The organism is Pseudoalteromonas shioyasakiensis, assembly GCF_024518675.1.
Lineage (GTDB): Bacteria > Pseudomonadota > Gammaproteobacteria > Enterobacterales > Alteromonadaceae > Pseudoalteromonas > Pseudoalteromonas shioyasakiensis_B.
The window spans coordinates 468,416-489,946 of the sequence record NZ_JANIGL010000001.1 but is presented as its reverse complement, the minus strand read 5'-3'; the positions used below and the strand labels follow the sequence as shown (position 1 = coordinate 489,946).

Here is a 21,531-nt window from a genome sequence, read left to right as displayed (position 1 = left end):
GAGTACAGAGATAACATGGATTTAATAAGAATTTCAAAAGCACAGTTAGCTTATGGTACACACCCATTATTAGATAATGCTGATGCGGTGATCGAAACCGGTGAGCGAGTCTGTATTGTCGGTCGAAATGGTGCAGGTAAATCGACTTTACTTAAAGTACTCGATGGTCAGGTGATTCTCGATGATGGTGAAATCAATCAGCTTGGCGGTATTAAAATTTCGCGTTTAGAGCAAGATCCACCAAAAGGCGCCAGTGGCACAGTATTTGACTATGTTGCTCAAGGTATGCCAGATATTGCTAACTTACTGATAGATTATCATCATGTTAGTACACAACTGCAAACCGATTGCACTGACAAGTTACTCAATCAGTTAGAGCGCCTATCTAATAAATTAGAAGCTGCTGATGGCTGGCGATTTGATAGTCGTATTCAACTCGTGCTTACGCGTTTAGAGCTTTCGCCTGAGGCTAAACTAGAGTCACTCTCAGGTGGTTGGCTGCGTAAAGTCGCATTAGCCCGTGCATTGGTCAGTGAACCCGATTTATTATTACTTGATGAACCGACGAACCACTTGGACATGGACAGTGTTATGTGGTTAGAGCAATTTTTAAAAGAGTTTAAAGGCGGTATTGTCTTTATTTCGCATGATCGTGCGTTCATCCGTGCTATTGCAACACGTATTTTAGATTTAGACCGTGGTAAACTAATCTCTTACCCTGGTGATTATGCAACTTACCTTGAGCAAAAAGCCCATGACCTTAAAGTCGAGGAGACTCAAAACGCATTGTTTGATAAGCGCTTAGCTGAGGAAGAAGCGTGGATACGACAAGGTGTTAAAGCACGTCGAACACGTAATGAAGGACGCGTACGTGAGCTAAAACAATTACGTGTTGAACGTAAACAGCGTGTTGAGCAAGTTGGCAAAACAGACTTTAATATTGAAACGGCTGACCGTTCAGGCAAATTGGTATTTGAAGCAAAACATATTCACCATGCCTTTAAAGATAAAGTGATTGCAAATGACTTTTCTACCCTCGTGATGCGTGGTGATAGAATTGGACTAGTTGGTCCAAATGGTATTGGTAAAACCACGCTATTAAAATTATTGTTTGGCGATTTAGCAGCAGACAGTGGTGATATAAAACAAGGCGTAAACCTAGAGTTTGCCTATTTTGATCAATACCGTCAAAAGCTTGATGAAGAAGCCACAGTGCAAGATAATGTTGCTGAAGGTAAGCAAGAAGTTATGATGGGCGGGCGCTCACGTCATGTTTTAGGTTACTTACAAGACTTTTTATTCCCTCCTGCGCGTGCGCGTACTCCCGTTAAAGCATTGTCAGGTGGTGAGAAAAACCGTTTGTTGCTTGCTAAGTTATTCTTAAAACCATCAAATATTTTGGTGTTGGATGAGCCAACCAATGATCTAGATATTGAAACCCTTGAATTGTTAGAAGATATTATTAACCAGTATCAAGGTACAGTACTTATTGTCAGCCATGACCGTGAGTTTATCGATAACACATGTACCAGTGTGTGGGCGTTTGAAGGTAAAGGCACAATCACTGATATAGTTGGTGGTTACAGTGACTATGAAGCTTATGTAAACTACCTTGCACAAGAGCAAAAAAAGCAAGAGGCGGCACCGGTTAAAAAAACAGAAAAGCCCGCGGCTAAAACTGTTAATAACGTCGAAAGTAAGGGTAATAAACTCTCTTACAAATTAAAACTTGAATTAGAACAATTACCCAGTAAGCTTGAGCAACTTGAACAAGCAATAGATGATCAGCAAGCAATTGTTAATGATGCAGACTTTTTTAAACAAGACGCGAGCATTACGTCTCAAGCATTGAACCATTTAGCACAACTTGAGTCTGACCTTGAAACCGCGTTAGAGCGCTGGGAAGAACTTGAAGATTTAAAGAATCAGTAGTAAGGACTAAAATGAAATACAAATTACTCGCTGCCAGTATTTTAGCGACGATGAGCACATCTGCTTTAAGTGCGACCTACGAATTGACCGAGATTGGTTCATTTGATGAAGCAAAACATAGATATGTTACTGATGTAAGTGAAAATGGTCATATGATTGGCTTAGTGAATGGGTTATATAATTTACCTATTGATATTAGTTACATTGACTTCACAGATAGTTTAATTGAAAGTGCGTATGATCAAGAAGAAGCCTATTATGAGTTAATTGATAAAGAGATCAGTTTCACACTTGACGATATTCAAAATAATAACGCTGCGGCTACGAACCCTGATGCTCATAGCTTTATGCTTTCGTTTCTTACCGGTCAAGCAAATAACTCTGAATATCAAAAGCTCGCAAACCTTGCTGCAATCAGATTTTCAGAAGATGGTTCACCAGCACAAGAGCAAGTATTATTTGATATAGGCTCGGTAGACTTTGATGGTTTAACTCGTTCTGTTAGTAATTTCTATAATGCAATTGCCGATGATGGTGTGTCTGTTGGTTGGGGTAGTGCACCTTATGACAAAGTGCTTTTCACGCCTGATGGTGAAGATGATGAAGAAACCCATTTTGAACGAGAGTTTATTTCTCGCGGTGTTGTTGTTTCTGACTCAGGTGTAGCATTTCCACTGGTTCCAGAATTTGATGAATATGGTGGTATTAGCTCTGCTAGTGATATTGTACAAACAAATAGTGGTTACACAGTGGTAGGCCAGGTTTCAACTGGGATCCCTGAGGATAGACAAGAAAATATTGATGATAACTGTGATGGAGAAGATGAATTAATCAGTGTTTGTATAGAAAATATACATAGAGGTTCATCATCACAATTGTTTGACTTGCGAGCTGTCAAGTGGAAATTAGACTCTAGTTTAAATATAATTGATACCGAAACGCTAGGTCTTGGCTTGACTCCGGAGGAAGATGAGGGTTCTGCATTTATAAGTAATGCATTAGGGATTAATAAAAATGGTATAGCAGTAGGCTATTCTTCAGTTCGATATGTAGAAAACTCTGATACCATTTTATCGTTACCCGTTTATTTTAAAGATGGTAATGTGACTGAAATAGTCGATCAAGAAGATGATTGGTTTGGTGGTAAAGCTGTTAGCATCAATGAGAGTGATGTAATAGTTGGCTACGCGACTAAATACATTGAAGGCGCCTCACGCTTTAAATTTTTCTATCATGATATAGCCTCTGGTAGTACAGTGTTTCCTACTGATTATTTTACTAGTTCTGCCTCAATTGCAAATGACATAAATGATAATGGTTATATTGTTGGTGAAGGTGAAACTGATGTTTTCAATGTTGGTTCACGCCGTCGCGAAGGCTTCCTGTATAAGATAGGTGAAGACACTATCACCAACTTAAATGATTTATTACCTTGTTATGAAGAAGACGGTGAAACACGTTACAAATACGTTGTTTCAGAGGCGAAGTCTATTAATAACAACAACGAGATCTTTGGTGTCGCAACGAAAACGGTTGAAAAAACAGATACCTTAGGTGGTGTAGTTACAGATATTAACGGCGATATTGAATACGAAAGTGTCGCTGTAGCGGTTAAATTAACCCCGATTGATGGTGAAGTAGAGAGTTGTTCAGATCCTGAAACAGAAACCTATGAGCGTCAATCTGCCAGCTTCCCTTGGTATACGTTATTACTATTGCCGCTAGTTGGCTTACGTCGCGTATTCCGTTAGTTGTTAAGTTAATTCTATATAATAAAGGCACGCTATTAAGCGTGCCTTTTTCGTTGCGAAATTAAGCAGACTTACCGGCTAAGCTCACCACGCAAGTTGTCTTGCATTAAATGGCGAATCGTTTCGATTTCTAGCTGTTGGCTAAATAAATAATGGAGCTTTGTTAAGCATGCTTCTAATGTCATATCATAGCCGCTAATTACGCCACTATTTAATAGGGCGTTTCCTGTTGCATAGCCTCCCATATTAACATGACCCTTTAAGCACTGAGTTAAGTTGATAATGACCATGCCACGTTTACTTGCAGTCGAAAGAATTTCCAAAAAATCTGGATCTTGTGGCGCATTCCCCACACCAAAACTTAATAATACCAACGCTTTTATATTGTCGTTAACTAAGCTTTTAACCACAGCGTGACTAATACCTGGATAAAGGTATAAAACGCCAATAGGTTGTGGGGTAATGTTTGTAACTTGAAGCTCATTTTCAACATAAGGGCTAAGCTGACCTTTTAACAGTTGAATGTTAATGCCTGAGAGTGCCAAAGGCTCTAAATTTGGTGAAGCGAAAGCATCAAATCCATCAGCATGTGCTTTAGTGGCACGGTTACCACGAAATAGCTGGTTATTAAAAAATAAACTCACCTCTGCAATAGGGTAATTAGCTGCTAAGTACATCGCATTAAGTAAGTTCACTTGTCCATCAGAGCGCAGTTGAGACAAAGGGATTTGTGAGCCAGTAACTATAATTGGCTTCGTTAGGTTCTCAAACATAAAAGATAGCGCTGATGCAGTATAGGCCATGGTATCAGTACCATGAAGAACAACAAAACCATCATAATCGTGGTATTTACTTTTGATATCATCGGCAATGAGTTGCCAATGCTCAGGTGACATATCAGATGAGTCAATTAGAGGTGAATACTCGTGAATATCAAATAGCGGCATTTCATCGCGGTTAAACTCTGCGTTATTGACCACGGTTTCAGTTAAAAAACCCTCTGCCGGGATGTAGCCACGGCTTGATTTTTTCATCCCGATAGTACCGCCTGTGTATGCGATATAAATACGTTTACGTTTCATAAAAAAAGCCCAGTAGAAAAACTGGGCTTAGTATAACCTGTGCAGGTATAGAGTACAGTCGAGAACGACTGATTTACTGAATAACGTTACACACTAAACAACGAGAATAAATATGCTGCGGATCGTTGTAGTCTTTTAAATCGTCAATTTCAGCACTTAGCTTTTGCACAACTGAATTTAAATTAGCTTGGCTTGCTAACACACTTTGTGTTGTAGTTGAGCTGCCAATAAGCGCTTTAACCGATGCATTACCAAAAATGTCCTGCATCATCTGTTCCTGCGGCGTTAGGCTTTGTTTAATTGTTTTAACTTCATAAAAGTCTAATTTTGCTAAAGCAGCAGCCGCTTCAATTGCGTCTTGTTTATTTCCTAACTTATCAATTAAACCTAGTTCCTGCGCTTGTGATGCAATCCAGACACGCCCCTGTGCTATTTTATCTACTTGCTCTGGAGTCATATTTCTCGCATCTGCAACGACATCTAAGAAGCGTCTATAAGCATCTTCAACACTTAGTTGAATGACCTGAGCCATTTTTTCATTTAATGGGCGGGTAATAGATAAACCAGCCATCTCTGTTGTGGCGACACCGTCTGAATATACGCCAAGTTTGGCCATGGTATTTTCAAATGTCATGAAACTACCAAACACACCAATAGAGCCAGTAATCGTACTTGGTGCAGCCCAAATTTCATTAGCCGCTGATGCAATCCAGTAGCCCCCAGATGCTGCTACAGAGCTCATAGATGCAATAACAGGTTTACCGGCAGCTTTAAGTGCAAGTACTTCGGCACGTATCACTTCAGAAGCAAACATACTACCACCGCCTGAGTCGATACGTAGAACCACAGCTTTCACTTTGTCATTAAGGCGTGCCTTGCGAAGTAAAGCTGCTGTAGAGTCACCACCAATTTCTCCGGCTTTGCGCTCGCCATCTGAAATGGTGCCTCTAGCAACAACAACCGCTACTTTTTCAGTGATTGGGTTGTCAAACTCAACAGGAGGCTTAACCAGTGATAAATATTCATAGAATGATACTTGATTAAAGGTTTTACCGGTTTCTTCTGTACCAACCATATCGATAAGCTGCTGACGAATTTGCTGATTAGTTTTTAAAGAATCAACCCATTGATTTTCTAAAGAATACTTACCTGAATCACCGTTTACGGCTTGCATTTTAGTAAGTAGATCATCCATTGTTTCGTCAAAGTTTGACTCATCAAAAGGGCGCACGGCTGCAACATCACGTTTATATTCCTGCCATAAAGCACCTAACCACACACGGTTAGCTTCTTTAGCTGCCTCTGACATATCGTTGCGCATGAAAGGTTCAACAGCTGACTTAAAAGTACCAACACGGAAGATATGCTGGGTTACAGCAAGTTTTTCCAATGCATCTTTAAAATACAGCGGATACATGCCATAGCCTTCAATGGCAACACCACCATAAGGATGCATAGATATCTCGTCAGCGTGAGCTGCAATATAATATTGCGCTTGAGTATAATAATACCCTGTTGCGATTACCTGTTTATTTTCTGCTTTAAAGCGTTCAATTGCTTGTGTTATCTGTTTTAGCTTATTGAGATGAGCATTCGGCATCTTTTGCAAATCAAGCAACATTACACTAATACGGTCATCTTTTGCTGCCTGATCGATTACTTCGATGATATCATCAAGTAGTATTTCAGCAGGTGCTTCACTGCCCATGGTTGCATCGTTTATGGCCGCTTCGACAGGATCAACATACGTTTTTTCTTCAACGATCGGCCCATTCAGGTTCAAACGAAGGACTGATGTGTCTGCCACTTTAATTTCATCCTCGTCACCTGCAATGGCAACAATAAATAAAATAACGAGTAATACGAATAATAAATTGAGTACTAAGCGACGAGAAAAGTTTAACCCCGCCCAAAGCCCTTTAAATACCTTTGCTATCAAAATAAGTCCTTAATATGGTACAGCTTATACTTCTCACTATAGTAGCCTAGAATATAAATAAATTTAACTGTTAAATCGTAACTAAGTATTTACGAAAATAAAGCACCGCTATTTTCATTAAAAATTTTACATTTATTACACGATTTGTTGCTTATTACTTGCCAATCAAGCAGAATTCGCTAATGTATAGAGGTTAGACCAGTTGATTGGGGCAGAGGATGTTAGAACAACAATTACAATTAAAGCACACACAATTACGTAACCGTTTAGTTATGGGCTCAATGCACACCGGCTTAGAAGAAGGCTGGCATAACCGTAAGCGCTTGAAAGCATTTTACGAAGCTCGGGCTAAAGGGGGAACCGGTATGATTATAACCGGTGGTTACAGCCCAAACCTAAGAGGTAAACTAACCCCAATTTCATCTTCATTTAATAGCCTTTATGATGTCATTAAACATAAAGCTTACACTGATGTTGTTCACCAATACGGCGGCAAAATTTGCTTACAACTGCTTCATGCTGGGCGCTATGCTTATCACCCGTTCAATCAAGCGCCAAGTGCCATAAAGGCACCTATCAATCCTTATAAACCTAAAGCAATGTCGTTAGGCAGTATTAAAAAAACGATTAAAGATTTTGCCCAATCAGCAAAACTTGCTGAGAAGGCTGGGTATGATGGTGTTGAAATCATGGGTTCTGAAGGCTATTTAATTAATGAGTTCATGGCGCCGCATACCAATAAACGAACTGATGAATACGGCGGTAGTTTAGAAAATCGAATGCGCCTAGCCCTTGAAATAGTTAGGGCTGTACGTAAACAAGTCAGTGATCGGTTTTTAATTATATTTAGACTGTCAGTGGTGGATTTGATTCCCGATGGCTCAACACCTGAAGAAGTGGTTATTCAAGCACAAGCCTTAGAACAAGCTGGTGTTGATATATTAAACACAGGTATTGGTTGGCACGAAGCAAGAGTGCCTACGATTGCAAGCATGGTGCCTGCAGGTGCATTTAAAGATGCCTCTAAACGTTTAAAAGACGCTGTGAAGTTACCCGTTATAGCAGTGAATCGAATTAATACACCTGAAATAGCTAACGATATTCTAAATGCAGGTGAAGCTGATTTGATATCAATGGCACGGCCTTTACTTGCAGATCCTGCGTTCTTTAATAAGTATAAAGAGCAACAAAGTAAGCAAATAAACATTTGTATAGGCTGTAACCAAGGCTGTTTGGATCATGTCTTTAAGGGCAAAAGAGCAACCTGTTTAGTTAATCCGCAAGCGGGTTTTGAATTGGATTACCCGCTTGAACAAACGCAAAAAGCTAAAAACGTGTTGGTGGTTGGTGCTGGGCCTGCGGGGCTTTCCGCAAGTTGTTATTTAGCGCAAAAAGGCCATAAAGTTACCCTGATTGATAAAAAAACGGATATGGGGGGGCAGTTTAATTTAGCGATGCGGATCCCAGGTAAAGAGGATTTCAATCATACGCTTACATATTTCATCAATGAGCTTGAGCGACTAAAAGTGAATACAGAACTTGGTAAAGCATTTTCACAAGATATGCTGCAAGCGTACGATGATGTTGTTTTTGCCACGGGCGTTAGACCAAGAGAAGCGTCTTTTAGCTGTGACGATGGTAAACGAGTTTATGCCTATGATGAGGTGATCAGAGGTGAAGTTGAACTTGGTGAATCCATTGCTATTTTAGGCGCTGGTGGCATTGGTTTTGATATGGTGGCTTTTTTAACTGAAAAACGTGAGCAATCTATTGACGAATTTAAATCACAATGGGGTATAGAATGTACACCTTCTCCTCATAAGGACAGTCGCCAATTATATATGCTCAAGCGAAGTGCAGGGCGTTTTGGCGGTGACTTAGGGAAAACCACAGGTTGGATACATCGTCACGTTGCTAAACAGCACGAGGTAAAGCAAATTGCTGATTGCCAATATTTATCGTTTAACAAACAAGGATTAACCATTGAGGTTGCAGGAGAACAGCAAGTTCTCCCAGTTGATACGGTGATTGCTTGCATTGGTCAAGTGTCCAACAATGAAGAATTGGCATCATTAAGTGAAAACCCGAAAGTTCATGTCATTGGTGGTGCAAAATTGGCTGCAGCCATAGATGCAAAGCGTGCTATTTATGAAGCATTACAAGTTGCTCGTAAAATTTAGCTAAAATCATCTGCTCATCATAGCGCTCTAGCTCTATATAAATAAAAAGAGTGTGACTGTTATGATGAGTTTAAAATTATGCGCCCAGCACAATTTGTCTACTCCCAATACAAGGCCATCAGCTCTACTTTTAGACAGTTCCAAGTATTACTGTTACTGTGAACTAACTCGCTAACGTCTATACATCTTTAAATCATAAATGATAAGCTACGTTTTTTGCTTTTGAGAATATTTATGGATGCAATTGAGCTTTTATTGACCCGACAATCAGATCCTCGTCTAATTGAACCTGCTCCGAACGATGAACAGCTAGCCATTATAAAACAAGCTGCACTGCGAGTGCCTGATCATGGCTGTATTGCCCCTTGGCAGTTCATTGTAGTAACAGGTGAGGCTCGAGACCGTTTAGGCGATATATATTATCGTAGTGCCGTCGCTGAGCAACAAGATGATAAAGTTATTAGCCGTGCTAAACAGCTTCCACTACGAGCACCTATGATTATCATTGCAATAGCTAAATATCAGGCGCATCCTAAAGTACCAAGGATAGAGCAAGTACAAAGCGCTGGCTGTGCAGTATTAGCCATGCAGCAAGCTGCATTCGCACAGGGACTTGGTGGAGTATGGCGGACAGGTTATTTTGCTCAAAGTGAACAAGTTAAAGCCGAGCTTAACCTTGATCAATTAGATGAAATAGTTGGTTATTTATATTTAGGTACCCCAGAAATTGATTGTAAAAAATCTGCTAAACACAAGCCAGAACAGTTTTTTACAAATCTCTAATAGACATACTGAACTTTTTGCATTTCTCATAGTCAGATTCCATTAAGGTAATAACTGGTACCTTGGAACGAGTTATAGGCAGTGAGAAGTGCTTGGATGCAATTTTAGTTAATCTTCCTCAGTGTGTTTTTTAATCTGTTATTTTTTGTTACTGTATGGAAAGTCTTAACAATAACAATAAAGAAGACGAGTACAATGGGAAATTTATTTTTACGTGAAAAAGAAAAGTGGTTAACGTGGTCGCTCTGGGGATTAGTTGGAGCGGTGGTAACACTTTATACGGCTTTTAGTACGCAAACCCCTCATTTAGTTGCAATCTCTTCGATTTCTGTTTTAGTGGTATTAACTTGGTGGATGCAACGAACGCGTCGTTTTGATTTTGGCCGAGCATTTAAAGTGTGCTTTTACGTACTCATGTTGAGTATCTTACCTGCCTTTGTCTTAGTGATCATGCCCAGTGATGATTTGAATAAGTTTGATTTGATATTTCAATGTTTGAGTTTTGCCACACTAAGTTTATTAGTCTGTTTGCTTTGTTCATGGATTGCTAAACGTCCAAAGCAATACTATTAATTTACGCTTTTTCATCAATAGGGCTTTACAATCAACTTAGTAACACCTATTATTCGCGCCGTACGGAGAGATGGCAGAGTGGTCGAATGCACCGGTCTTGAAAACCGGCAGGGGTTTGTAGCCCCTCTAGGGTTCAAATCCCTATCTCTCCACCATATTTGAAAAGCCGCCTTCAGGGCGGCTTTTTGCTATCTGGAGTTTATATGTCTGAGCCTCGTCAAATAAATATATTTCAACGTATCTTAATGCACAGCTTACTGTGGGTTGTTTTTGCTTATTGTTACCATAGCGCTATAAATCTATTGGTTAAAATGGCTATTGATGCGCAACCAGATGCGGTACTTGTCACTTCATTACTATATTGTCTTGGTTTTAATGTGTTGAGTGCACACTTGATCACTAAATACGATAAATTTTGGCCAGTGATTGGCGCATGTGTTATTGGCGTCGTGGGTTTAATTTTAGTGCCAATTATATTTGTGGGAGCTCATGCATTATTAAGTCGAGAGTTACTTGCGGGTATTTTAATCAGCTTACCAATACTTACCCTAATAATGGCTATGGTTAAGCAAAAACTCCATAAAAACTAAGCCCAAAAGGGCTTTTTTTTATGATAGCATAGGCGCGTCTTTTAACTGGTATCAGTGCAGGTTGGCTGGTACAAACAAACGTGAAACACATTATGTCAGATAATTTTACTACAGATGCTGAAAAAGCAAGTTACGGTATTGGTTTACAAATGGGCGAGCAACTTAAAGCGAACCCTTTTGAAGGTCTAAACTTAAATTCAGTATTTGAAGGCATGAAAGATGCTTATGCCGGCGGTGAATTCCAAGTTGAAATTCCTGAAATCCAAGCTGCATTTGAAAAAATCAACACTGAAATTCAAGCTCGTCGCGAAGAAGAAGCTAAAGTACTTTCTGCTGAAGGTATCGCATTTTTAGAAGAGAATGCTAAACGTCCAGAAATCACAGTAACTGAGTCAGGTCTTCAATACGAAGTACTTGCAACAGGTGAAGGCGAAAAGCCAACAGCTGAATCTACAGTACGTGTTGATTACCACGGTACACTTATTAATGGTACTGTTTTTGATAGCTCTTATGAGCGCGGTCAACCTGCTGAATTCCCAGTTGGTGGCGTTATTAAAGGTTGGACTGAAGCATTACAAATGATGCCTGTTGGCACTAAGTGGCGTATTTATGTTCCTCATGAGCTTGCTTATGGTGAACGTGGTGCCGGTGCTGCAATCGCACCTTTCTCAACACTTGTTTTTGATGTTGAGTTACACGCTATTCTGTAATAGCTTACAAAAAGCTAAACATTAGCTTAATGAAAAAACCACGCTTTAAGCGTGGTTTTTTTATCGTTAAAAGGCGTAAACTCAGCTACATGGTTATAGCCCAGTACCTTAGATCAGAAATAACCGCGTACGCCAATTCTAAAATTACGACCCGGTAGAGGTGCCTTTTCTTTTATAAATGAACTATGTACAAAGCCTAATTCATCAGTAATGTTATCAATATTAATATAAAACTCTGAATCAACAGGCCCTACACTCAATTGGTAATTAGCTTGTGCATCAAATAAGGTATAGCTTTGTGTTGCCGTTTCATAATCAGTAATATCATTTTGCTCAAAATAATGAGTGCCTGTGAGCGTAAACTGCCAATCACTGAGTGTATATTGCAGCTCAGAGCCAAGCTTATTAGCTGGGATCCTTGGAAGGTTTTCATCATCTTTAAGTTTTGCTGTGGTTGAATCACCAAACACCTTAACCATTGCATTACTGTTTACTTGATAATGAGCGTCAAACTCGATTCCGTAAAGTTCAGCGTCTTTACTGACAAATTGATAGACAGCTAGGCTTTCTTCGTGTTCTTCACTGTTTTGCTCAAAGCCATGCTCTTCATCATAGATGAGCCCTGTATTTTGCTGGTAGTAAAAGTTTTCAATATCGTTATAGAAGAAATTGACTGTGTAACCGAAGTCACCACTGAAGCGTCTAAAACTTAAATCAAAATTGTTCGACGTTTCTTGCTTGATATCTTCCGGTTCAAAATGTGCCTCACCATCTTCTATAACATAGCCCAGGCCCAGTTCATAAGTACCTGTAGCAATGTGTAAGCCATTAGAAAGCAGCTCAGCTGATAAAGGCGCACGTTCGGAGTGCGATACGCTTATTGCCACACTTTGGCCTGGTGTATAGTGCCAAATGGCCCCAGCCGATGCACTTAAGTTAGTAAAGCTCTTACTGTAGGCGGTTACTTCGTCATGCTCTTCTTCACCTTCATTATGTTCTTCTTCATGATCATCGTGTGCTGTGATATTACTATCGATATTGTAATCTTCTAAACGTGCACCCAGCTCAACAGTGACATCACCAAATTGGCGTTCCTCTAGGATAAAAACAGCATGACTGGTGGTTTTACTTGGAGGGGTGAAGGCTTCTTCTCCATCGGCATCGTAATCAGAGTCGCTATAATGATAACCTGCCATACCGTGCCAGTTGGCAAATTTATGCTCTATATTTAAGCGAGCTTCGGTTGTTTTATTTTTGAATGTAGTGCCAATTTCACCGTCTTCAATTTCACTATGCTGATAATCTGTGTAGCCTAAACGAAGGTTAATCGTTTCTATCCAATTGTTATGTAGCGCATAGCTCATTAAGCCTTGCCAGCGATCTTGCTCGACACTAGCATAAACAGACTCTTCTTCATGTTCCTCATACTCGTCTTCATCTTGATGATCTTCTTCATCATGGTCATGGCCAATATGTTCGTGTGCAGGGATCCCATAGTCGGTTTCTATATGTCCATAAGCCACACCTAATGTAAAATGTTCACCTACATAGCTGGTACCAAAATTAACGGTTTGACTATCGATAAAGGTATTTTCAACGGATGTTGCAGTTTCATGTGACTCATCATGATCATCATGCTCGTCGTGTTCATCTTCGGGTAATTCGAACTCTGGCGTTTGGTAATCATCGCCTGTACGTTTAGTACCATCAAAGTGAAAGTTAAAGTTGTCATGACCAGCTTCCAGCTTGGCTGCATAAGTATTGGCATTTGATACTGTATCATGACTGTATTCAGCGGCACCTGTAAATTGTTCGATGTTGTCGGTAGGAATGCGGTTATCAACTACATTGACTACACCACCAATTGCACCAGAGCCGTACAATAGGGTAGCAGGGCCTCGGAGCACTTCAATTTGCTCCGCAGAAAGCGTGTCATTAGATGTAGCATGATCAGGACCAATACGTGAAGCATCACTGCTATCTAGCCCATTTTGCGTTATCTTGACTCGAGGGCCGTCTAAACCTCGAATGATAGGGCTTGATGACACTGGACCAAAGTAGCTTGAATTAACTCCAGGCATGCCTTTTAAAGTCTCACCAAGCGTTGGTTTTGATTTGTTTTTAAGCTCATCACCGGATAATACGCTCACTGGTGAAATCATTTCTAAACTATTTTTATGTAATGCTGATGCATAAACAACAACGGTTTCAACAGAAGTCGGGGTGAGTGTTACATTGACAGCTTGGTTGCTTTCATTCACATTTAACCGCGCATCGATGTAATTTGTTTTACTAATATGTAATTGGCTATTAGCATCAATATTAATGCTGAACTGGCCATTTTCATTGGTTTTTATTGATTGAGTTTTACCATGAATATGAACATCAGCGTTTGCAATTGGTTGATTATTAGGGTCAACAACGTGACCATTTACAATAGCAGCGTGTGCAGAATAAGAGCTTAGTGCAGTAATGATTGCGCCAGAAAGCAGAGAATAACGGTTCATAATGTGACTACATCAGTTGATTTATATGTTGTGATATAATGTAACATTAATGTATGGGGTTATCAATAATGTTATACCATAACTTTGATATGCCAGTTTTGTTATTCTCAACTATACTTATGATTCGTTTATTGCTGGAGTCATGAAAATGACTGACAAAAGCCGAATTTTTAAAGCACGTTTTACCATTGCTGATTTACGTCAGCAACGTAATCACAGAGAAGTGTTTACAACATCACTGACAAAAAACGAGACGCTTGATCATTTTATTCTAAAGCTATTGGGTTACAGTTTTTTGTCATATGATAGTTCAGCGCAACTAAACACGGATAAAAATTTGCCTGATGTATCTATTAAAGCCTTCGACGAACACTACACTAAATGGTTAAGCGTGGATGAGCCTGATTTAAAACGCCTGCTTAAGGTGGCTAAACTTGTTGATGAGTTTATTATTTTAACTAAGGCACAAAGTCAGTGGTTAGATCAGGCAAGGCCCCAGTTATCACGCTTGCCAAATAATCACTTGATTGAAATTGATGGCCAGTTTATTGAGCAAATCAAACAGCATTTAACACGTAACTTAGACTGGGATATCACTATTGACCACCATAGTGTTAGCATTAGTGATCAGGCTAACTATTACCATACCAAGCAATTTAACTGGCATTAAATCGTTATTGATGATAATTAATTGTCTATAGTTTAAATAAAAAGTATTATTAAAAATTTCAATGCGTGATTTTTAGGATAGCAAAACTAATCAATGATAAATTATTCAGATAAAAAGGAACGAAAGCTGATAGTTCGCTCCTTCGCATTTATTGGCTCAATTACCACACTTATTATGGCTTGTTTTGCTTTTGCTGATAATGACACGCTGTTATTTCTTGCCTTATTGATGTCTTCATTGTTGTTTATTTCGCCTTGGTTTATTAAGCGCCACGATTATGTTGGGGCTTGGATTGTTTTATATACACTTTATTCATTAATGCTGTTTTTGGTGTTTACAGGAGGCAGTCATGGCACGGGGCCTATTTGGATTTATATTGTTTCACCTGTTACATTTTTTATTCGTGGTTTACGCAAAGGCGTTGTCGATATTTCGCTTTTTATTCTAGCTGTGATCTTTACCTTTGTTTTCGCGGGGTGTTTTGATGGCTATGTCTATGACTCTGAACAATTACTATTACGCATTGTTTTATCGTTTATTATTGTTGCATTGTTAAGTGGTCTCTATGAATATTTTCGTGAAAGTTATAGCCAAAAATTAATTCAACTAGCCAAGAACAATGAAGTATTGGCAACAACAGATCCATTAACTAATTTACCAAATAGACGATACACAGTTGAACGGTTATATGATGAAAAATCGTTGAGTGATAAATCAAATACATCACTGTCTATTATGATTTTTGATGTGGACGATTTTAAAAAAATTAATGATCAATTTGGCCACCAAGTAGGTGATTGTGCGCTCATTCATTTAGCAGATACATTCAGGCGCTTTGCTACAGAGAACGACATTTTTTGTCGTTGGGGAGGAGAGGAGTTTTTGTGTGTCTTACCGCAAACAAAAGCTGATGATGCAATTGTGTTGGCAAAGCAAATTCAGCAAGACTTATTAACACATCCTGTCAGTATTAATGAGCAAAGCTTTACTTTATTTGTTAGCGTTGGTGTGACTGAAATAAGTCAGGGTGACAGCATTGATTCAGCAATAAAACAGGCTGATGAAAGCCTCTATTTAGCAAAGACCAGCGGCAAGAATAAAGTATGTAGTGTGTAACGTGCAGGTTACTTTGTTGCCATGAAGTGACTAGTCTAAGGTTATAGTTACATCACCATCAGGTTTACAACAACACAGCAGTACTTCACCTTCTCGTACAAATGCAAGGGGCTCTTGATTATATATGATGCTGCCTTTGGTTAACTTGACTCTACATGCGCCACAATAGCCTTCACGGCATTGATATGAAACCGTTAGTTTGTTGTGTTCAAGGCAAGCTAAAAGAGAAGGGCAGCCAGAATCAAAGGTTAGATCTTGGCCACTATCTGTAAGGGTAACCCTCACAGTTTTACTATCAGGCATTACAGATCAAAATCACCAAAGTCAGAGGCATCAACTTGTGAGTCGATTTGGCCAACAAGGTATGAACTGATCTCAGCTTCTTGCGGTGCCACTTGCACGTTGTCTGACACAAGCCATGAGTTTATCCATGGGATTGGGTTACTGTTATTAGCAAACTGGGTTGGTAAGCCTACCGCACTCATACGGGCGTTAGTGATATATTCAACGTATTGACAAAGAATATCTTTATTTAGGCCAATCATTGAGCCATCTTTGAATAAATACTCTGCCCATTCTTTTTCTTGCTCTGCGGCATCAACAAACATTTTGATTGCTTCATCTTTACACTGGGCTGCAACAATAGCCATTTCAGGATCGTCTTTGCCATCTTGCATAATGTTTAAAATATGTTGAGTACCAGATAAATGTAATGCTTCATCACGGGCAATTAGCTTAATTATTTTGGCATTCCCTTCCATCAGCTCTCGCTCTGCAAATGCGAAAGAGCAGGCAAAGCTAACGTAAAAGCGGATAGCTTCCAAAATATTAACCGACATCATGGCAAGGTATAACAGTTTCTTCAGTTCAAATAAGCTGATGTGGACTGTTTCACCATTTAACTCATGTTTGCCTTCACCGTACAAATTGTAGATAGCTACTTTGTTGATCAATTCGTCATAATATTTAGTCACCGCATCAGCGCGTTCACTAATTTTATCGTTACTAACAATATCATCGAAAATGAGTTCAGGTGATTGTGTCACGTTACGAATAATGTGAGTGTAAGAGCGGCTATGAATGGTTTCACTAAACGCCCATGTTTCAATCCACGTTTCAAGTTCTGGAATAGATACAATGGGTAATAAAGCAACATTAGGTGAACGCCCTTGCACACTGTCTAGTAGCGTTTGATATTTTAAGTTACTTAAAAAAATGTGTTTTTCATGTTCAGGCAAAGCTTGAAAGTCTAACCGGTCTTTACTTACATCTACTTCTTCAGGACGCCAAAAGAAAGATAATTGTTTTTCGATTAACTTTTCAAAAATAGGGTACTTTTGTTGATCATAACGAGATACGTTAACTGTTTGGCCGAAAAACATCGGTTCTTGTAATTGGTTATTATGGTTTCGGCTAAAAGTAGTATAAGACATAGGTTCACTCAAAAAACTAACAGGGCAAAGCGGGCAAAGTGCCCGCTATTATTTTATTTAACTTAATAGTTATATTTTACACGCACCGCCTGCGCAATCATCATCTTCCACTTGCGGGGCAAGTTCGTCTTGTGAATCAGAGGCACCGTCACGGGTGTTGTGGTAATACAAGGTTTTCACGCCAAGCTTATAAGCCGCGAGTAAGTCTTGCAGTAATACCTTCATAGGTACTTTACCACCTTCAAACTTGTTTGGATCATAATTGGTGTTAGCAGAAATAGTTTGGTCAACAAATTTTTGCATAATACCAACAAGTTGTAAGTAGCCTTGGTTTGAAGGGATATCCCATAGTAATTCATAGTTATCTTTCAAACGTTCATACTCAGGAACAACTTGTTTTAAAATTCCATCTTTACTGGCTTTTACACTAATATGGCCACGAGGTGGCTCAATGCCATTTGTGGCATTTGAAATTTGTGATGAAGTCTCTGACGGCATTAGTGCTGAAAGCGTAGAGTTACGCATGCCGTGCTCTTTAATGCTAGCACGTAGCGTATCCCAATCTAAATGCAGTGGTTCATCACAGATCTTATCCAAGTCTGATTTATACGTATCTGTTGGCATTATACCTTGTGAGTACGTTGTTTCATTAAACTTAGGACATGCACCGCGTTCTTTTGCAAGCTCATTTGACGCTTTCATTAGGTAATATTGAATTGCTTCAAATGTTTTGTGGGTAAGTGCATTGGCACTGCCATCTGAGTAACGCTTGCCATTTTTAGCAAGGTAATAAGCATAGTTAATAACACCTATACCCAGTGTTCGACGGCCCATCGTTGCATTTTTTGCGGCAGGCACAGGGTAGTCTTGGAAATCCAGTAAGTTATCAAGTGCACGTACGGCAAGTTCAGCAAGCTCTTCTAGCTCATCAAGTGATTCAATAGCACCTAAGTTAAACGCTGAAAGTGTACATAATGCAATTTCACCTTCTTCATCGTTTACGTTGTTCAGCGGTTTAGTTGGTAACGCAATTTCTAAACATAAGTTAGATTGGCGTATTGGCGCAACTTTCGCAATAAATGGACTATGTGTATTACAGTGATCCACGTTTTGTAAATAAATACGACCTGTGCTGGCACGTTCTTGGGCAAACATTGAAAACAGTTCAATGGCTTTGATACGCTTTTTACGAATTGACTCATCTTGCTCATATTGTACGTAAAGACGATCAAATTCATCTTGATCTTCAAAGAAAGCATCATATAAGCCTGGTACATCCGATGGGCTGAATAACGTGATGTACTCGTCTTTAATTAGACGCGCATACATTAACTTATTAAATTGCACACCGTAATCTAGGTGGCGAACACGGTTATCATCAACTCCGCGGTTATTTTTTAGTACCAGTAGGTTTTCTACTTCTAAATGCCAAAGCGGGTAGAACAAGGTTGCTGCACCACCGCGCACGCCACCTTGTGAACAACTTTTAACAGCTGTTTGAAAATGCTTATAAAATGGAATACAGCCTGTATGGTAAGCTTCACCGTTGCGAATTGGGCTACCTAGGGCACGAATACGACCTGCATTAATACCAATACCTGCACGTTGCGATACGTATTTAACAATGGCAGACGAGGTTGCGTTGATAGAGTCTAAACTGTCACCACATTCAATTAACACACATGAGCTAAATTGGCGTGTTGGTGTACGTACCCCCGCCATAATCGGCGTTGGTAGTGAAATTTTAAACATTGAGACCGCATCATAAAAACGTTTTATGTAATCTAAACGAGTTTCTTTTGGGTAATCTGAAAACAAGCTTGCGGCAACAAGAATATATAAAAACTGTGCACTTTCGTATATTTCACCGGTAACACGGTTTTGTACTAAATATTTACCTTCAAGCTGTTTTACTGCGGCATAGCTGAAGTTTAAATCGCGGCTATGATCAAGATATTGATCAAGCTCGTCAATTTCTTGCTCAGTGTAATCAACCAGTAGGTGAGCATCATAACGTTTGTCTTCTACTAATTTACTAATGTGATCATATAGGCGCGGTGGCTCAAATTGGCCATAGGCTTTTTTACGTAAGTGGAATACAGCTAGACGAGCCGCTAAGTATTGGTAATCTGGGCTGTCTTTAGAAATTTGATCTGCAGCCGCTTTGATTATTGTCTCATGGATATCTTCTGTGCGAATACCATCATAAAATTGAATATGAGATTTTAATTCAACTTGCGAGACAGAAACATTATTTAAACCTTCCGCGGCCCACTCAATAACGCGATGAATTTTATCTAGATCAAGTGACTCTTTACGGCCGTCACGTTTGCTTACAGATAGCTGTTGGTTCATAGTTTTGCCTGTATTCCTTGGGAAATATAGTCTTAGAAATTATTATTCTAGTTATAAAGTAAAAAAGCGAATTTAATTGAATAACATTTAGCCACAATATCTGGTGCTCATCAAATTCTAGATCACAAGATAGTGTGGTATGCGATCATTTGCAAGGGGCATAAATGTGACCTTTTGTGGATAAGGTTGGGATAACACGCTTGTGTTAGTAGCCATTAACCTTTGACCATTTGATTAAAATGAAATTTATAAAAAGCAACTCAAGATCGATTAAATTTAGCCATTTTAAAAATAATTTTGGGCTGCTTTTTTTATCAACACAGATTGGACTAATTTTAAACTAATCACAATATGTAGTGGTTTTGGTGGCCCATAACACTATATGTGGTTAAAAGCATCAATTGGGGTTTGCCAATTAAAATCAGCATTCCAGCTCAATGCATCTGCTTCGCTTGGTATGTAACCCCATAATGCCGTGGCACTGTCCATATTAGCGGCTTTTGCTGCTTCTATGTCTCGTTGTGCATCACCTATATACAGACACCGCTCAGGCGGCACATTTAAAAGTTCAGCAGTGTGCAGTAACGGTAAAGGAGATGGTTTCGCGACATTGAGCGTGTCGCCACTGACGATTGCTTGCGCATCTTTAAGCTCTGCTATTTGTGCAACTAGAGGTTGAGTAAGAAAGCTTGGCTTATTTGTCATGATCCCCCATTTTATTTGCTGCTGCTCTAGCGCCAGTAACAATTGTGCTATGCCATTAAAGCATTGGCTATGGGTAGCAATATTTGCACTATAGGCATCAAGCAATTGTTGACGCAGCGCACTTTGATCGTGACGTGCTTGCCACAACCGACCAAAACCCGCTTCTAGCAATGCAACAGCTCCATTTGATGCCACAGGACGATAGATTTCTTCACTTATCAAAGGCATGTTATGCGCATTAAGAACAACATTCAGCGCCGCCCCTAAATCATCTGCAGTATCAAGTAGGGTGCCGTCTAAATCAAAGATGAAGGCTTCATAATCAATGTCGTGTGATTTATTAAAACTTACCATTAGGCAAGTTTCTCAAAATGTAGAATATAATTAACGCTCACATCGTTATTTAATGTGTATTGCTTTGATAATGGGTTGTAATTTAAACCCGTACTAGCACGTACTTTTAAGCCTGCTTGTTCAGCCCAAGCGATCAATTGAGCAGGCTTGATAAACTTTTTGTGATCGTGAGTACCTTCAGGCACCATTTTTAATAGCTTCTCAGCACCAATAATGGCAAATAAATACGCTTTCGGGGTTTTATTTAGGGTTGAAAAAAATACATCTGCGCCAGGTTTCGCTAATGTAGCTACAGCATGGATAATAGAAGCTGGATCAGGAACATGTTCGAGCATTTCCATACAAGTAACAACATCAAATCGGGCAGGGTGTTGTTGCGCATAGTGCTCAGCGGGGACTTTGATGTAATCAACATCAACACCCACTTCTAAGCTATGTAGTTTTGCTACAGTTAATGGCTCTTGTCCCATGTCAATACCGGTGGCTTTAGCGCCCATACGGGCCATACTTTCTGTTAAAATTCCGCCACCACAGCCAACATCAAGTACTTCCTTATCAAATAGCCCTTGTGTTTTATCACAGATAAAATCTAATCGTAATGGATTAATTTCATGAAGGGGTTTAAATTCACCTTCACGGTCCCACCACCTTTCGGCAATGGCTTCAAACTTTGCAATTTCTGCACTATCTACATTTTGATGTTCGGTCATAAAATACTTCCTCGTCAATCTGAGGCCATTATATAGGGCTAAATTAATAAATCGCAAAGATTTAGCGCCTGTAAATCTAAATTAATTGTGGTAGCATGGTCTATTAGAATACGTTTAATAACAACAAATACTCTATAACGC

At 39.4% G+C, this 21,531-nt stretch carries 17 protein-coding genes and 1 tRNA gene; 10 read left to right on the top strand and 8 right to left on the bottom strand.

The features are described 5' to 3' along the window. Positions 1-15: 15 nt before the first annotated feature. Positions 16-1,932 carry an ATP-binding cassette ATPase Uup gene (gene uup, locus NQT69_RS02155; RefSeq protein ID WP_256826066.1) on the top strand — a complete coding sequence of 639 codons (1,917 nt, stop codon included), beginning with the start codon at positions 16-18 and terminating at the stop codon, positions 1,930-1,932. Positions 1,933-1,943: 11 nt separating this feature from the next. Next, the gene (locus NQT69_RS02150; RefSeq protein ID WP_256826065.1) at positions 1,944-3,683 is read left to right on the top strand and encodes a DUF3466 family protein; all 1,740 of its coding nucleotides are present in this window, start codon (positions 1,944-1,946) and stop codon (positions 3,681-3,683) included. Between the two features lie 71 nt (positions 3,684-3,754). Here the strand turns inward: NQT69_RS02150 and ansA are convergent, their stop codons facing one another. Both ansA and sppA read right to left on the bottom strand, forming a co-directional pair. Then, complete coding sequence (gene ansA, locus NQT69_RS02145) at positions 3,755-4,765, bottom strand: asparaginase (RefSeq protein WP_256826064.1); 1,011 nt, start codon at positions 4,763-4,765, stop codon at positions 3,755-3,757. A 73-nt stretch (positions 4,766-4,838) separates the two neighbouring features. Then, complete coding sequence (sppA, locus tag NQT69_RS02140) at positions 4,839-6,704, bottom strand: signal peptide peptidase SppA (RefSeq protein WP_256826063.1); 1,866 nt, start codon at positions 6,702-6,704, stop codon at positions 4,839-4,841. Positions 6,705-6,922: 218 nt separating this feature from the next. Here sppA and NQT69_RS02135 point away from each other — a divergent pair, with 218 nt between their 5' ends. From NQT69_RS02135 to NQT69_RS02110, 6 genes are all read left to right on the top strand, one after another. Further along, the gene (locus NQT69_RS02135) at positions 6,923-8,884 is read left to right on the top strand and encodes an oxidoreductase (protein WP_256826062.1); all 1,962 of its coding nucleotides are present in this window, start codon (positions 6,923-6,925) and stop codon (positions 8,882-8,884) included. A gap of 234 nt (positions 8,885-9,118) precedes the next feature. After that, the gene (locus NQT69_RS02130; RefSeq protein ID WP_256826061.1) at positions 9,119-9,667 is read left to right on the top strand and encodes an NAD(P)H nitroreductase; all 549 of its coding nucleotides are present in this window, start codon (positions 9,119-9,121) and stop codon (positions 9,665-9,667) included. A 195-nt stretch (positions 9,668-9,862) separates the two neighbouring features. Continuing rightward, on the top strand, positions 9,863-10,240 hold the full coding sequence (locus tag NQT69_RS02125; RefSeq protein ID WP_256826060.1) for a hypothetical protein: 378 nt from the start codon (positions 9,863-9,865) through the stop codon (positions 10,238-10,240). Between the two features lie 64 nt (positions 10,241-10,304). Next, positions 10,305-10,395: transfer RNA gene (locus NQT69_RS02120), tRNA-Ser, on the top strand. A gap of 48 nt (positions 10,396-10,443) precedes the next feature. Next, on the top strand, positions 10,444-10,830 hold the full coding sequence (locus tag NQT69_RS02115) for a hypothetical protein (protein WP_256826059.1): 387 nt from the start codon (positions 10,444-10,446) through the stop codon (positions 10,828-10,830). 92 nt (positions 10,831-10,922) lie between these two features. Continuing rightward, entirely contained in the window at positions 10,923-11,540 is a 618-nt protein-coding gene (locus NQT69_RS02110; RefSeq protein ID WP_256826058.1) for an FKBP-type peptidyl-prolyl cis-trans isomerase, read from the top strand. 113 nt (positions 11,541-11,653) lie between these two features. On the opposite strand, the gene NQT69_RS02105 is transcribed toward NQT69_RS02110, so the two are convergent. Beyond that, a complete protein-coding gene (locus tag NQT69_RS02105) occupies positions 11,654-14,047 on the bottom strand; it encodes a TonB-dependent receptor (RefSeq protein WP_256826057.1) in 2,394 nt (797 codons plus the stop codon). Between the two features lie 148 nt (positions 14,048-14,195). Here NQT69_RS02105 and NQT69_RS02100 point away from each other — a divergent pair, with 148 nt between their 5' ends. Both NQT69_RS02100 and NQT69_RS02095 read left to right on the top strand, forming a co-directional pair. Further along, complete coding sequence (locus tag NQT69_RS02100) at positions 14,196-14,717, top strand: YaeQ family protein (RefSeq protein ID WP_256826056.1); 522 nt, start codon at positions 14,196-14,198, stop codon at positions 14,715-14,717. A gap of 93 nt (positions 14,718-14,810) precedes the next feature. Continuing rightward, positions 14,811-15,833, top strand: a complete 1,023-nt coding sequence (locus tag NQT69_RS02095; protein WP_256826055.1) for a GGDEF domain-containing protein — start codon at positions 14,811-14,813, stop codon at positions 15,831-15,833. Between the two features lie 30 nt (positions 15,834-15,863). Here NQT69_RS02095 and yfaE read toward each other — a convergent pair whose 3' ends face one another. From yfaE to ubiG, 5 genes are all read right to left on the bottom strand, one after another. Further along, complete coding sequence (gene yfaE / locus NQT69_RS02090; RefSeq protein ID WP_256826054.1) at positions 15,864-16,136, bottom strand: class I ribonucleotide reductase maintenance protein YfaE; 273 nt, start codon at positions 16,134-16,136, stop codon at positions 15,864-15,866. Continuing rightward, positions 16,136-17,266: a class Ia ribonucleoside-diphosphate reductase subunit beta gene (nrdB, locus tag NQT69_RS02085; protein ID WP_256826053.1), complete on the bottom strand. Its 1,131-nt coding sequence runs from the start codon at positions 17,264-17,266 to the stop codon at positions 16,136-16,138. Before nrdB ends, yfaE begins: the two co-directional genes overlap by 1 nt. Before the next feature lie 69 nt (positions 17,267-17,335). Continuing rightward, positions 17,336-19,621 carry a class 1a ribonucleoside-diphosphate reductase subunit alpha gene (nrdA, locus tag NQT69_RS02080; protein ID WP_256826052.1) on the bottom strand — a complete coding sequence of 762 codons (2,286 nt, stop codon included), beginning with the start codon at positions 19,619-19,621 and terminating at the stop codon, positions 17,336-17,338. A 378-nt stretch (positions 19,622-19,999) separates the two neighbouring features. Next, positions 20,000-20,680, bottom strand: coding sequence for an HAD-IA family hydrolase (locus NQT69_RS02075; RefSeq protein WP_256826051.1), 681 nt, complete (start codon positions 20,678-20,680; stop codon positions 20,000-20,002). Continuing rightward, on the bottom strand, positions 20,680-21,390 hold the full coding sequence (ubiG, locus tag NQT69_RS02070) for a bifunctional 2-polyprenyl-6-hydroxyphenol methylase/3-demethylubiquinol 3-O-methyltransferase UbiG (protein WP_256826050.1): 711 nt from the start codon (positions 21,388-21,390) through the stop codon (positions 20,680-20,682). Before ubiG ends, NQT69_RS02075 begins: the two co-directional genes overlap by 1 nt. Between the last annotated feature and the right edge of the window lie 141 nt (positions 21,391-21,531).

Coding starts and splice junctions, on each gene's coding strand:
- ansA (WP_256826064.1), bottom strand. CDS start 4,765: ATGAAACGTAAACGTATTTATATCGCATACACAGGCGGTACTATCGGG.
- NQT69_RS02100 (WP_256826056.1), top strand. CDS start 14,196: ATGACTGACAAAAGCCGAATTTTTAAAGCACGTTTTACCATTGCTGAT.
- ubiG (WP_256826050.1), bottom strand. CDS start 21,390: ATGACCGAACATCAAAATGTAGATAGTGCAGAAATTGCAAAGTTTGAA.
- NQT69_RS02115 (WP_256826059.1), top strand. CDS start 10,444: ATGTCTGAGCCTCGTCAAATAAATATATTTCAACGTATCTTAATGCAC.
- NQT69_RS02135 (WP_256826062.1), top strand. CDS start 6,923: ATGTTAGAACAACAATTACAATTAAAGCACACACAATTACGTAACCGT.
- nrdA (WP_256826052.1), bottom strand. CDS start 19,621: ATGAACCAACAGCTATCTGTAAGCAAACGTGACGGCCGTAAAGAGTCA.
- NQT69_RS02125 (WP_256826060.1), top strand. CDS start 9,863: ATGGGAAATTTATTTTTACGTGAAAAAGAAAAGTGGTTAACGTGGTCG.
- uup (WP_256826066.1), top strand. CDS start 16: ATGGATTTAATAAGAATTTCAAAAGCACAGTTAGCTTATGGTACACAC.
- NQT69_RS02095 (WP_256826055.1), top strand. CDS start 14,811: ATGATAAATTATTCAGATAAAAAGGAACGAAAGCTGATAGTTCGCTCC.
- NQT69_RS02130 (WP_256826061.1), top strand. CDS start 9,119: ATGGATGCAATTGAGCTTTTATTGACCCGACAATCAGATCCTCGTCTA.
- NQT69_RS02075 (WP_256826051.1), bottom strand. CDS start 20,680: ATGGTAAGTTTTAATAAATCACACGACATTGATTATGAAGCCTTCATC.
- NQT69_RS02105 (WP_256826057.1), bottom strand. CDS start 14,047: ATGAACCGTTATTCTCTGCTTTCTGGCGCAATCATTACTGCACTAAGC.
- NQT69_RS02110 (WP_256826058.1), top strand. CDS start 10,923: ATGTCAGATAATTTTACTACAGATGCTGAAAAAGCAAGTTACGGTATT.
- nrdB (WP_256826053.1), bottom strand. CDS start 17,266: ATGTCTTATACTACTTTTAGCCGAAACCATAATAACCAATTACAAGAA.
- yfaE (WP_256826054.1), bottom strand. CDS start 16,136: ATGCCTGATAGTAAAACTGTGAGGGTTACCCTTACAGATAGTGGCCAA.
- NQT69_RS02150 (WP_256826065.1), top strand. CDS start 1,944: ATGAAATACAAATTACTCGCTGCCAGTATTTTAGCGACGATGAGCACA.